General features: G+C 61.0%; 10 protein-coding genes. 6 read left to right on the top strand and 4 right to left on the bottom strand.

What is annotated here, in order from left to right:
* Nucleotides 1–94 precede the first annotated feature (94 nt).
* From AC3WWR_RS29850 to AC3WWR_RS29835, 4 genes are all read right to left on the bottom strand, one after another.
* Nucleotides 95–499, bottom strand: a complete 405-nt coding sequence (locus AC3WWR_RS29850) for an META domain-containing protein (protein WP_020799715.1) — start codon at nt 497–499, stop codon at nt 95–97.
* Nucleotides 499–933, bottom strand: coding sequence for a hypothetical protein (locus AC3WWR_RS29845; RefSeq protein ID WP_020799714.1), 435 nt, complete (start codon nt 931–933; stop codon nt 499–501). The genes AC3WWR_RS29850 and AC3WWR_RS29845 overlap by 1 nt, the downstream gene beginning before the upstream one ends.
* Nucleotides 934–1,010: 77 nt before the next feature.
* Nucleotides 1,011–2,003 (bottom strand): 2-hydroxyacid dehydrogenase, encoded by a 993-nt coding sequence (locus tag AC3WWR_RS29840; RefSeq protein WP_020799713.1) that lies wholly within the window; start codon nt 2,001–2,003, stop codon nt 1,011–1,013.
* Between the two features lie 21 nt (nt 2,004–2,024).
* Nucleotides 2,025–4,778 (bottom strand): response regulator, encoded by a 2,754-nt coding sequence (locus AC3WWR_RS29835; protein WP_033040959.1) that lies wholly within the window; start codon nt 4,776–4,778, stop codon nt 2,025–2,027.
* Between the two features lie 213 nt (nt 4,779–4,991).
* On the opposite strand from AC3WWR_RS29835, the gene AC3WWR_RS29830 reads away from it, so the two are divergent.
* The 6 genes from AC3WWR_RS29830 to relA all read left to right on the top strand — a co-directional run bounded on the left by AC3WWR_RS29830 (nt 4,992) and on the right by relA (nt 12,973).
* A complete protein-coding gene (locus tag AC3WWR_RS29830) occupies nt 4,992–5,711 on the top strand; it encodes a response regulator transcription factor (RefSeq protein WP_151143158.1) in 720 nt (239 codons plus the stop codon).
* On the top strand, nt 5,701–7,125 hold the full coding sequence (locus AC3WWR_RS29825; RefSeq protein WP_492599298.1) for a histidine kinase sensor domain-containing protein: 1,425 nt from the start codon (nt 5,701–5,703) through the stop codon (nt 7,123–7,125). The genes AC3WWR_RS29830 and AC3WWR_RS29825 overlap by 11 nt, the downstream gene beginning before the upstream one ends.
* A 97-nt stretch (nt 7,126–7,222) precedes the next feature.
* Entirely contained in the window at nt 7,223–8,245 is a 1,023-nt protein-coding gene (locus tag AC3WWR_RS29820) for a PDDEXK nuclease domain-containing protein (protein ID WP_033040966.1), read from the top strand.
* Between the two features lie 108 nt (nt 8,246–8,353).
* Nucleotides 8,354–9,256: a cysteine synthase CysM gene (gene cysM / locus AC3WWR_RS29815; RefSeq protein WP_033040968.1), complete on the top strand. Its 903-nt coding sequence runs from the start codon at nt 8,354–8,356 to the stop codon at nt 9,254–9,256.
* Complete coding sequence (rlmD, locus tag AC3WWR_RS29810; RefSeq protein ID WP_033040971.1) at nt 9,256–10,608, top strand: 23S rRNA (uracil(1939)-C(5))-methyltransferase RlmD; 1,353 nt, start codon at nt 9,256–9,258, stop codon at nt 10,606–10,608. Before cysM ends, rlmD begins: the two co-directional genes overlap by 1 nt.
* A 121-nt stretch (nt 10,609–10,729) precedes the next feature.
* Complete coding sequence (relA, locus tag AC3WWR_RS29805) at nt 10,730–12,973, top strand: GTP diphosphokinase (protein WP_020799706.1); 2,244 nt, start codon at nt 10,730–10,732, stop codon at nt 12,971–12,973.
* Nucleotides 12,974–13,047: the final 74 nt, after the last annotated feature.

Raw genomic sequence — 13,047 nt, 5'->3', positions numbered from 1 at the left:
AAAAGCTGAAGGCTGCCCAAGGCAGCCTTCAGCTATGAAACATGTTTACCGGACACTAGTGACGCTCTGCGTGGGAACGATCAGGTAGAGGAGATCAACCCTCTTCCAGCCACCAGCGCAACGGCTTGCCTTCAGCTGGCCAGAAGCGCATCTGGTCGATCGACGAGACGTCCCAGCGCTGCACGCTTTCCAGCGCCTGGAGGAAGCGTTTTTCCTGCTCCATCAGTGCCGGCGCACAGAGCTTGCGAGTGCTGCCGATCTTGCCGAAGCTCAGCTTGTCGCCTTCCAGTGTGTACGGCGCAAACCAGTGGTTGCAACCGCCGCTACCGTAGGCGCGACCGTCTTCACCCAGGGTGATGGTCAGGTGGCTGTAGTCCATCAACGGCCGTTCGCCGATCCACTCCAGGATATAGCTGCGATTTTGCTGCAGTTGCACCGGCTCGGCGGCGCAGCCCAGCAGGCTTGCACCGGCCATCGCAGTCAGGGCGAGGCGTTTCATCACGCAGGCTCCTGGCATTTGGGGCACAGGTGTTTCTCGCCAACGGTGGTCCAGCCCAACTCGGCAATCCGCGCGGTGGCAGCAGGCTTTTCGGCCTTGTTGCCGAGCTTGGCGTCAACGGCGAATTCGAAACTCAGCTCCTTGGCGCAGCTGTCGCAGTTCACCTGCCAGGTATGGATCGCCAGTTCGCCGAACACTGGACCACTGGCCACCGCGACCCATTGCCCTGGCGGGTTGATCAGGTGGCGAACCGTTTCGACGGTCAGGCGCATGGACAGGTCCTTGGCGCCCTTGAGGGTCACGACCAGCACGTCGTTATTACGAATCGAGCCGCCGTTGCCGGTGACTTGATAACGTCCCGGCACTAGGGCGCGGCATTCAGTGAGGGTGTGTTGCGGGTTCATCAGGGTGTAGCGGAAATCGTGTTCGACCATGGGTCCTCCAAATATGCGCGATATGCTAGCACGGGCATAAGCGCAGCATGGCGCGGGCATATGACCTTCGATCAGGTTCAATCACCCTCGACCTGATTCTCCGGGGTTCCTGCCGCCCAGGCCGCGATGTTCTGCAAGGTGGTCGCGGCAATAGCGCCCAAGGCTTCGCGGGTGAGGAAGGCCTGGTGTGCCGTGACGATCACGTTGGGGAAGGTCAGCAACCGCGCGAGTACATCGTCCTGCAACGGCAGATCGGAACGGTCTTCGAAAAACAGTTGCGCTTCCTCTTCATACACATCCAGTCCCAAATAACCCAGTTGGCCAAGCTTCAAGGCATCGATCAGTGCCGGGGTGTCCACCAGGCCGCCGCGGCCAGTGTTGATCAACATGGCGCCAGGCTGCATGTGCGCCAGGGATTGGTGGTTGATCAAGTGCTTGCTCTGCTCGTTGAGCGGGCAGTGCAGGCTGATGATCTGCGACTCGGCCAGCAGCTGCGGCAAGCTCAGGTAGCGGGCGCCCAGCGCTTCGACCTGCGGATTGGGGAAGGGGTCGTAGGCCAGCAACTGGCAACCGAAGCCATGCATGATTTTCGCAAAAGTCGCGCCGATCTGCCCGGTGCCGACCACGCCGACGGTCTTGCCCACCAGGTCGAACCCCGTCAACCCGTGCAGGCTGAAATCGCCTTCGCGCGTGCGGTTGTAGGCGCGGTGCAGGCGTCGGTTGAGGGCCAGGATCAGGGCTACCGCATGCTCGGCCACGGCGTGGGGCGAATAGGCCGGGACGCGCACGACCGCCAGCCCCAGTCGCTTGGCCGCCGCCAGGTCGACATGGTTGAAACCGGCCGAACGCAAGGCGATCAGACGGGTACCCGCCGCAGCCAGGCGTTCGAGCACCGGGGCGCTTAGATCATCGTTGATAAAGGCACAGACCACCTCGTGGTGCTCCGCCAGCGCGACGGTATCGAGGCTCAATCGTGCCGATTGGAAGTGCAACTCGATACCCGGTGGCAGGCTGGCGGCGAGAAAGCTGTCGCGGTCGTAGGTCTGGCTGCTGAAAAGAATCGTGCGCATGCTGTCCTCCTGGAAAGTGCATCAGGCGTTGATGCGCGCCTGGGCGGCCAGGCGATTGATCGCCCGGTCGAGATCTTCAAGTGCGCCGAAGGCCTTCGGGTCTTGCTGCTTGAGCAAGGTTTCACTGCGTTGGCAAGCGGCGCGCAATTGCGGAACGCCGCAATAGCGGGTAGCGCCATGCAGGCGATGAACCCGTTCGATCAAGGCGTTGTGGTCATTACTTTGCCGAGCCTGGCGGATGGCTTCGCGGTCGGCTTCCAGAGATGCCAGCAGCATTGCCAGCATGTCTGCCGCCAGATCGGCCTTGCCGGCGGCCAGGCGCAAGCCTTCTTCGTGATCGAGCACCTGCAACTCGTAGGTGTTGGCGTGGCCATCGCCTGCACGCTCTGGCGAATGGTTGCGCAGTGCCAACCCGCTCCATTTGAGTACCACTTGCGCCAGTTGCCGCTCGCTGATCGGCTTGGTCAGGTAATCGTCCATGCCGCTTTGCAGCAATGCGCGTTTTTCATTGGCCATGGCATGCGCCGTGAGGGCCACGATCGGCAGCGGCGTGCAATGCCGTTCGCTTTCCCATTGGCGGATCGCTTCGGTACTTTGGCGCCCATCCATGCCGGGCATCTGCACGTCCATCAATACCAGGTCGAATGTCTCGTTCTGCACCGCCTTGATCGCCGCGTAGCCGCTTTCCACGGCGAGCACCTTGGCGCCCATGTCTTCAAGCAGGGTTTGCACCAGCAGCAAATTGGCCGGATTGTCGTCGACGCACAGCACCTTCGGCGCACGGCTCGACAGCGGCTCGCTGGACTCGGTGCGCGACTGTCGCGGGTTGACCAGGTCGGACAGCGCGCGCCGCAGCTTGCGGGTACAGGCAGGCTTGGCCTGGAGCTGGCTGTGGGGGTTGGGCACCGACAGGTGGAATAGCGTCTGCTCCGTGGTGGGGCACAGCACCAGCACCTTGCAACCCAGGTGCTCGAGGTCCCAGATGTGTTGGTTCAGGCGTTCCGGTGGCATGTCGTTGCTGGTGATGCCCAGCACCGCGAGTTCGATCGCCTGATCGGTCTGATGCACGCCGGTGACGCCGTTCGTCAGGTTTTCAAGGGTATTGAATGTGGTGACGTCCAGGCCACAGTCTTCCAGTTGATGCTGCAACGCCTGGCGTGCCAGCTCATGATTTTCCAGCACGGCGACCCGCCGTCCGAGCAGTGGCGCACTCGGCAGGTCCTCGGCATCGTCGCGGGCCTTGGGCAGGTTCAGGCTGATCCAGAATTCCGAACCCTCGCCCGGGGTGCTGTCGACGCCAATCTCGCCCCCCATCTGTTCGATCAGGCGCTTGGAGATCACCAGGCCCAGGCCCGTGCCACCGGGTTGCCGCGACAGCGAGTTATCGGCCTGGCTGAAGGCCTGGAACAGCGCGCGCACGTCCTGGTTTGACAGGCCGATGCCGGTGTCCTGGATGCTGATGCGCAATTGCACGCTGTCTTCGTGCTCTTCTTCGAGCATGGCCCGGGCGACGATGGTGCCCTCGCGGGTGAACTTGATCGCATTGCTGACCAGGTTGGTCAGGATCTGCTTGAGCCGCAACGGATCGCCCACCAGCGACAGGGGCGTATCGCGATACACCAGGCTGATCAGTTCCAGCTGTTTGGCGTGGGCGGCCGGGGCGAGGATGGTCAGTGTGTCTTGCAGCAGGTCGCGCAAATTGAACGGAATATGGTCGAGCACCAGCTTGCCTGCCTCGATCTTCGAAAAGTCGAGGATCTCGTTGATGATCCCCAACAAGCTGTCGGCAGACTTTTCGATGGTGCCCAGGTAATCGAGTTGACGCGGGGTCAGTTCACTTTTTTGCAGCAGGTGGGTGAAGCCGAGGATGCCGTTGAGTGGCGTGCGTATTTCATGGCTCATGTTGGCCAGGAACTCGGACTTGATCCGGCTCGCCTCCAGCGCCTCCATGCGCGCCAGGTCCAGTTCGATGTTCTGGATCTCGATGGTCTCGAGGTTCTGGCGCACGTCCTCGGTGGCCTGGTCGATGCTGTGTTGCAGTTCTTCCTGGGCATTCTGCAGCGTCCCGGCCATGCGATTGATGCCGGAGGCCAACTCATCCAGCTCCTGGCTGCCCAGGGGGGGCAGTCGAGTTTCCAGATGACCGTCCTTGAGTTGCGCCACTGCTTGTTTGATCTGGGTCAGCGGCCGATTGATCGTGCGGCCCATGCGCAACGCCAGCAGCGCCGCGCCGCCGAGACCGGCGCCGATCATCAACAGGCTGGCGAACAGGCTGCGGTAGCCACGCAGCAGCATGCCGTTGTGGGACAGTTCGAGTTCGACCCAGCCCAGCAGGCGATCGGCTTCATCGGGGATCACGTCGCCGGCCAGGTTGCGGTGTTTGCCGAACACCGGCAGCAGGTAACGCGTTGCTTCGTTGCCACTGCGACGCTGCATCTGCGAGCCTTCGCCCATTGGCGCCTGGGTCAGCATGATCGGCCCGGCGTGGGCCCGCGGCGTGCGGTCTGGCGCAAGGAAGGTCACGGCTCGCACGTCCGGTTGTTCCAGGGACTGGGTGGCGATACGTTCCAGCATTTCGTTGTTGTTGTGCCCCATGGCTGGCGCCACCAACGGCGCCAGTTGCTCGGCGATCATTTCGCCGCGCTGCAGGAGTTGGGTTTGCAGGTCCGATTGCTGCATCCAGGTGAAATAGCCGCCCAGGACCAATGCCATGAGGCTGGTCGGCAGCAACGTCAGCAACAGCACACGGCCCTTGATTCCCAGTTTCGTCAGCACGCCACTCTCCTGCAACCGGCTGTTTATCGAGCTGCGCGTGCGTCTGGCACGCGCCACTTGCGCAGTGTAGCGATTTGCAGGCGGGCGATCCTCGATAATTGATGCCGTCACTCGTCGGTTGGTCGTGCGCTTTTGCACCCTGCGCAACCCTTGGGTTGCCCCGGGAGAAGCAATCTTGAATAATTACCAACTGAGAATTATTTGCAGATACTAATGACGACCATCAACGCTGGCCATCCCCGTATCCTCTCCATCGAAGACGACCTCGTACTCGGTGCCTATGTGCATGAACATCTGGGCCGTAGCGGCTTTCAGGTGACGTGGTGCCAGAATGGCCGCGAGGGCCTGGCCATTGCCCGCGAGCAAGCCTTCGATGTGGTGTTGATGGACATTTTGTTGCCAGGTATGGACGGGCTGGCGGTACTGACGCAACTACGCCGCAGCCATTCCACCCCGGTGTTGCTGATGTCGGCACTCGGTGCCGAAGCCGATCGCATCAGCGGCTTTCGGCTGGGGGCCGATGATTATCTGCCCAAACCCTTCAGCATGATCGAGTTGCGCGTGCGCATCGAAGCCATTCTGCGCCGCGTAGCGCTCGATCGCCGGCCGACGCCTGTGGCGATGGTGGCCGAGGTAGACAGTCTGCGTTTTGACGACGATCACTTCGACGTTTTTCATGGACAACAACCTGCCGGCCTGACTCGAACTGAGTATCGCCTGCTGGAAACCCTGAGCCGCAGCGTCGACGAAGTGCTGAGCAAAGCCTTTCTTTATCAACAGGTACTGCAACGCGGTTATGCCGCCCACGATCGTAGCCTCGACATGCACATCAGCCAGATTCGCCGCAAACTCAAGGCCATCGGCTATACCGAGCGGGAGGTGCGCACGGTCTGGGGCAAGGGCTATATCCTGAGTGCCGTCGATGAGATGTAACGTGCCGGGCCGGCACTCGCTGTTCTGGAAACTGGCGTGCCTGTTGGTGGCGTTCTGTCTGCTGATGATCTGGTTGAGCTGGTCCTGGGGCCGCTACATGGAGCAGCGCAACCAGTTCCTCTCCGATGAGGCCCGCGGCACCCTGGCGCGCTATGCCGCCGAAGCCGAACAAGCCTGGCAGCAGGGCCAGAGTGTCGGCGTCGATGACTGGCTGCAGGGCATGCATCAGCGGGAGAAAGGCTGGGTCGGTGTCATCGGCGGTGATTTGCAATCCTTGAGCAACCAATCGCTGACGGACAAGGAAGTCGAGCGCCTGACTTTTTTGCGCGGCCTCGATTGGCCGATCCACAAAAAAGGCCGGCCGTGGATGCGCATACCGTTTCCCAGTGACCCGTCCGTCGGCAGCCTGGTGATCGAACTGCCGCAACGCTTCGTGCCCGGGGGCTACCGGGTGTTCTGGCGGGTGATCACCAACGGCGTGATTCCGGGCTTGTTCACCTTGCTGTTGTGCGTCGGCCTGTATCGCTTGTTGGTGGTGCCACTCAATCACTTGCGCGAACAGGCCAATGCCTGGCGTGCCGATCAACTGAACGTACGGCTGTCGAGCCGCACCACCAATCGTTCCGATGAGTTGGGCGAATTGGCCAGGGCGTTCGATCACATGTCCGAGCGCCTGCAAAGTACCGTGGCATTGCAGCAACAACTGTTGCGCGACCTGTCCCATGAATTGCGCACGCCGTTGAGCCGCCTGCGGGTGGCCAGTGAAAGCGAGCAGGGGCTTGAACAGTTGCGCGAGCGCATTGGCCGCGAAGTCGATGGCATGCAACGGCTGGTGGAGGACACGCTGCAACTGGCCTGGCTCGATACCGAACGTACGCGATTACCCGACGAATCGATCCAGGTCCAGGCCCTGTGGGAAATGCTCACGGAAAACGCCTGTTATGAAAGTTGCTGGCCGGATACGCAGTTGCAATGCTCGGTGGACGCCTCCTGCTGGGTGCGCGGCCATCTCAATACCCTGGCCCAGGCCCTCGAGAACATGCTGCGCAACGCCATTCGACATTCGCCCAAGGGTGGCATCGTCCATCTGGGCGGGCGGCGCGACGGCGACTTCTGGCACCTGTGGCTGGAGGATCAGGGTGGCGGCGTGGCGGAGGCGGATCTTGAGCGGATCTTCCTGCCCTTTACCCGCCTCGACGGCTCGCGGCCGGGGGATGGCGGATTTGGCCTGGGCTTGAGCATCGCCAGGAATGCGGTGCGGCGTCAGGGTGGAAGGCTTTGGGCACAGAACACAGGGCGCGGGTTGCGGATGAATATGCGCCTGGTGGCGGATGATGGAACTGTCAGTGACGATGCCATCGCGAGCAGGTTCTCGAATCCTGCGAACGTGCTGATTTTGCCGGAGCGTTCCTGAGTTTCTGTACGACATTTCCCAAAGGGTATCACCGGTCATTTCAAGCATCCTTGACGGTTTAAGCTCAGGCTCTTACTCGTGTCCAAGGACCCATTGCATGAATGTAACCCAGGTGCCCGGCAGTACCACCGACGATCGCTTCAATGAAGTGCTTGCCCTGATTCAAAGTGCCAGGCGCCAGGCAATGCAGGCGGTGAATACTCAACTGATCGAGCTCTATTGGCAGGTTGGTGCTTATATAAGCCGCAAGATGGAGAAGGCGGAGTGGGGTGATTCTGTTGTCGGTCAACTGGCAGAACATCTGAGCCAGACCCAACCGGCGCTGCGTGGCTTTACTCGGTCGAACCTGTTCCGCATGCGTCAGTTTTACGAAACCTACCGTAGCGAATTAAAAGTCGCACCACTGGCGCGACAATTGTCCTGGTCCCATAACTTGATCATCTTCGGCCAAAGCAGGCACCCGCAAGAGCGCGAGTTTTACCTGCGAATGGCCGTTCAGGAAAAATGGTCAAAGCGCGAGCTGGAGCGTCAGTTCAAGGCGGCGCTGTTCGAGCGCAGCGTAACCCAGCCGGCCAAAGTCTCCTCAGTACTGAAACAGACTCATCCCTCTGCGCTTGAAATATTCCGCGACGCCTACATGGTCGAGTTTCTCGACCTGCCCGGCGCCCACGGCGAAACCGATTTGCATCGGGGCTTGCTGGCGCGTCTCAAGGAATTTTTGATCGAGCTAGGTCGGGATTTCTGTTTTGTAGGCTCCGAATATCCGCTACAAGTCGGCGGGCGTGATTTTGCCCTGGACTTGCTGTTCTTTCACCGTGGTCTTAACTGCCTGGTGGCCATCGAGCTCAAGGTCGGGCGTTTTGAGCCGGAGTATTTGGGCAAGCTGGGCTTCTATCTGGAAGCCCTGGATCGCGAAGAGCGCAAGCCTCATGAAAACCCGGCAATCGGTGTCCTGCTCTGTGCCAGCAAGGATGACGAAGTCGTCGAATACGCCCTTAACCGCAGCCTGTCACCCGCGCTGATCGCGGAGTATCAGGTCCAACTGCCGGACAAACAGTTGTTGCAGGCCAAGCTGCATGAGTTCTACGCCCTGAATGTCGCTCAATCGGAAGAAGGCTGAATCAGACGCTTATTCCCATAAACCATAAGCACCACACTTTGCGTGATATGGCCTTGCGAGGTTTGCCGGTATGATAGGCGCCCCCGCAGTCTGGATTGCGAATACGCCATGACCTTGCAGTACCCAACCATCGCCGATTGCGTCGGCAACACTCCGCTGGTCCGTTTGCAGCGCCTGCCCGGCGAAACCAGCAACACTCTTTTGCTCAAGCTCGAAGGGAACAACCCGGCGGGTTCGGTCAAGGACCGTCCGGCGCTGTCGATGATCACCCGCGCCGAGTTGCGCGGGCAGATCCATGCCGGCGATACGTTGATCGAAGCGACCTCCGGTAACACCGGCATCGCGCTGGCCATGGCCGCGGCGATCAAGGGTTACAAGATGATCCTGATCATGCCGGACAACTCCAGCGCCGAACGCAAGGCCGCCATGACCGCTTATGGTGCCGAACTGATCCTGGTCAGCCAGGAGCAAGGCATGGAAGGCGCCCGCGACCTCGCCCAGCGTATGGAGGCAGAGGGTCGCGGCAAGGTGCTGGATCAGTTCGCCAACGGTGACAACCCGGAGGCGCACTACACCACCACCGGTCCGGAAATCTGGCGCCAGACCCAGGGCACCATCACCCATTTTGTCAGCTCCATGGGCACCACCGGCACCATCATGGGCGTCTCGCGTTACCTGAAAGAACAGAACGAGAGCGTGCAAATCATCGGTCTGCAACCGATGGAAGGTTCGGCGATCCCGGGTATCCGTCGCTGGCCCCAGGAATATCTGCCGAAGATCTACCAGGCCGATCGCGTGGACCGCATCGTCGATATGGCCCAGAGCGAAGCCGAAGACGTGACCCGTCGACTGGCTCGCGAAGAAGGCATCTTCTGTGGCGTGTCCTCTGGCGGTGCCGTGGCAGCGATGCTGCGCCTGTCCAAAGAAGTTGAAAACGCGGTGATCGTCGCGATCATCTGCGACCGTGGCGACCGATACCTGTCGACCGGCATTTTCGACGCGCCCAACTGATGGCCAAGCATGAGAGAGGCCTGCGCTTCCAGCCCACCGGCGGCAGCAAGGCCCCGCAAGTCCCGACCGGCAAAAAGCAGCGTCTCAACATCGAGCGCCTGGCCAACGACGGTCGCGGTATCGCGTTTTTCGAAGGTCGCACCTGGTTCGTCATCGGCGCACTGGCCGGTGAAGAAGTCGAGGCGCGCGTACTCGGCGCCCACGGCAAAGTGGTCGAGGCGCGTACCGAGCGGGTGTTCAAGGCCAGCGAACTGCGTCGCCCGGCACCGTGCGCCCATGCCAGCCGTTGCGGCGGCTGCAGCGTGCAGCATCTGCCCCACAACGAACAACTCGCCCTGAAACAGCGCATGCTCGCCGAGCAATTGTCGAAGGTCGCCGGTGTCGAGCCCGAAGAATGGGCCGCGCCTTTGAGCGGCCCGGAATTCGCCTATCGACGTCGCGCCCGGGTAGCGGTGCGCTGGGACATGAAAGCGAAAAAACTCGAAGTCGGTTTCCGCGCCGCCGGCAGCCAGGACATCGTCGGCATCGATGATTGCCCGGTGCTGGTACAGCCCTTGCAGCCGATCATGGCCCACTTGCCGCAGATGCTGCGACGATTGAGCAAACCTCAGGCCCTGGGGCACGTGGAATTGTTCAGCGGCTCATCGCTGGCGGTATTGCTGCGCCACATGGCGCCGTTGTCCGAAAGCGACTTGACCATCCTCAAGGAATTCTGCGCGCTCCATGAAGCCCAGTTGTGGTTGCACGGGGACGGCGAGCCGCATCCGGTCGAGGCCGATCAGTCCTTGGGCTATCGTCTTGAACAGTGGGATTTGAATCTGGCGTATCGGCCCGGGGATTTCATCCAGGTCAATGCGGGGGTCAACGAAGCGATGGTTGCCCAGGCGCTGGATTGGCTGAAACCGCAAGCCGATGAGCGAGTTCTCGATCTATTCTGTGGGTTGGGTAACTTTGCCTTGCCATTGGCTAAAGCTGTTCGCGAAGTCGTTGCGGTGGAGGGTGTGCAGGTGATGGTCGATCGCGCAGCCGCGAATGCTGTCAGCAACAATCTGCATAATGCGCAGTTTTTTCAGGCCGATTTATCCCAGCCGTTGACCGATGCTGAATGGGCGCGTGAAGGCTTTTGTGCGGTACTCTTGGACCCACCGCGTGACGGCGCTTTCGAGGTCGTGCGCAAGCTCAAGTCCCTGGGGGCCGAGCGGTTGGTCTATGTGTCGTGCAACCCGGCAACCCTGGCGCGCGACACGGTCGAATTGATCAAGCAGGGCTACCGGTTAAAACGTGCCGGGATTCTCGATATGTTTCCTCAGACGGCACATGTCGAAGCCATGGCGTTATTTGAAGCGAGCTAGGATGCTCGTCTGGTCCGACTGGCCCGCCCGTGCAGCCGCGTACCAGCCCGACGTGGGCTCATGGGCAACGAAGGTCAGCGATTTGACGCATTGAATCTGCGTCGTAGGGAAGGTAAGCAAGATGGTACAGGTGAGAGCACACCAGCCGATCAACACCGACGGCAGTATCAATCTCGAGGCTTGGCTCGATCACGCGGTCAGTGTCGATCTGGCACTGGATCGCGAAGCCTTGAAAGAAGCCTGCGAGTACGCTCGCGAGGCCGAACAACAAGCCAATGCGGCGAAGAATTTGTGGTCCGAAGGGACCTCGAGTTTCCGCACCGGCCTTGAGATCGCCGAGATCCTCGCCGACCTCAAGCTCGATCAGGATTCGCTGGTTGCCGCGGTTCTCTACCGCGGTGTGCGTGAAGGCCAGATTCCGTTGCCGGCGGTCAGCCAGCGCTTTGGTCCCGTAGTCGCCAAACTCATCGACGGCGTGCAACGCATGGCCGCGATCAGCGACAGCCTGAGCCCGCGCAAGTCCATGGTGATGGGTACTCAGGGCCAGGTGGAAAACCTGCGCAAGATGCTGGTGGCCATGGTCGACGACGTTCGCGTCGCCCTGATCAAACTGGCCGAGCGAACCTGTGCGATCCGTGCGGTGAAAACCGCCGATGACGAAAAGCGCAACCGCGTTGCCCGCGAGGTGTTCGACATCTACGCGCCGCTCGCTCATCGCCTGGGTATCGGCCACATCAAGTGGGAACTGGAGGACTTGTCCTTCCGTTACCTGGAGCCGGACCAGTACAAGCAGATCGCCAAGTTGCTCCACGAGCGGCGACTGGATCGCGAGCGCTTCATCAGCGACGTGATGAGCCAGCTGAAAAACGAATTGCAGGCCACCGGGGTCGATGCCGATATCAGCGGCCGGGCCAAACATATCTATTCGATCTGGCGCAAAATGCAGCGCAAGGGCCTGGAGTTCAGCCAGATCTACGACGTGCGCGCCGTGCGTGTGCTGGTGCCGGAAATGCGCGACTGCTACACCGCGCTGGGCATTGTCCACACCCTGTGGCGGCACATTCCCAAAGAATTCGACGACTACATCGCCAACCCCAAGGAAAACGGCTATCGCTCGTTGCACACGGCGGTGATCGGTCCTGAGGGCAAGGTGCTGGAAGTACAGATCCGTACCCACGCCATGCATGAGGAGGCCGAACTCGGTGTATGCGCCCACTGGCGCTACAAGGGCACCGACGTCAAGTCTGGCTCCAATCACTACGAAGAAAAAATCTCCTGGCTGCGTCAGGTGCTCGAGTGGCACGAAGAGCTGGGTGACATTGGCGGGTTGGCCGAACAGCTGCGGGTCGATATCGAACCCGACCGGGTCTACATCTTTACCCCGGACGGTCACGCCATCGACTTGCCCAAGGGCGCGACGCCACTGGACTTCGCCTACCGTGTGCACACCGAGATCGGTCACAACTGCCGTGGCGCCAAGATCAACGGGCGCATCGTGCCGCTCAACTACAGCCTGCAGACCGGTGAGCAGGTCGAGATCATCACCAGCAAGCACGGCACGCCAAGCCGCGACTGGCTGAACCCGAACCTGGGTTACGTCACGACGTCACGGGCACGGGCGAAGATCGTTCACTGGTTCAAGTTGCAGGCCCGCGATCAGAACGTCGCCGCCGGTAAAACCCTGCTGGAACGGGAACTCAATCGCCTCGGCTTGCCAGCGGTGGATTTCGACAAGCTGGCCGACAAGGCCAACATGAAAACCGCCGAGGACATGTTTGCCGCGCTCGGTGCCGGCGACCTGCGCCTGGCGCAACTGGTCAACCTGGCGCAGCAACTGGTCGAGCCGGAACGTGGCAACGAACAGCTGGAACTGATTCCACGCAAGGCCACCGGCTACAAGCCAGGCAAGCGTGGTGATATCCAGATCCAGGGTGTGGGCAACCTGATGACCCAGATGGCAGGTTGCTGCCAGCCGTTGCCGGGGGATGCGATCGTCGGCTACATCACCCAGGGGCGTGGCGTCAGTATCCACCGCCAGGACTGTGCCTCGGTGCTGCAATTGGCCGGGCGCGAGCCTGAACGGATCATTCAGGTCAGCTGGGGGCCGGTACCGGTGCTCACCTACCCGGTGGACATCGTCATCCGTGCCTACGACCGTTCCGGATTGCTGCGTGATGTCTCGCAGGTGTTGCTCAACGAGCGAATCAACGTGTTGGCGGTCAATACCCGCTCGAACAAGGAGGACAACACCGCGCTGATGTCTCTGACCATCGAGATTCCAGGGCTGGACGCGTTGGGGCGGTTGCTGGGGCGGATTTCCCAGTTGCCGAACATCATCGAAACCCGGCGTAACCGTACGCCATGAACCTCACCCCTGTAGGAGCTGCCGCAGGCTGCGATCTTTTGATCTTGATTTTTTAAGATCAAAAGATCGCAGCC

It is taken from the genome of Pseudomonas sp. EB271-G4-1 (genome assembly GCF_058791355.1).
Note: the sequence above shows the minus strand (reverse complement) of the source record. Positions and strands in the feature narration are given on the sequence as shown.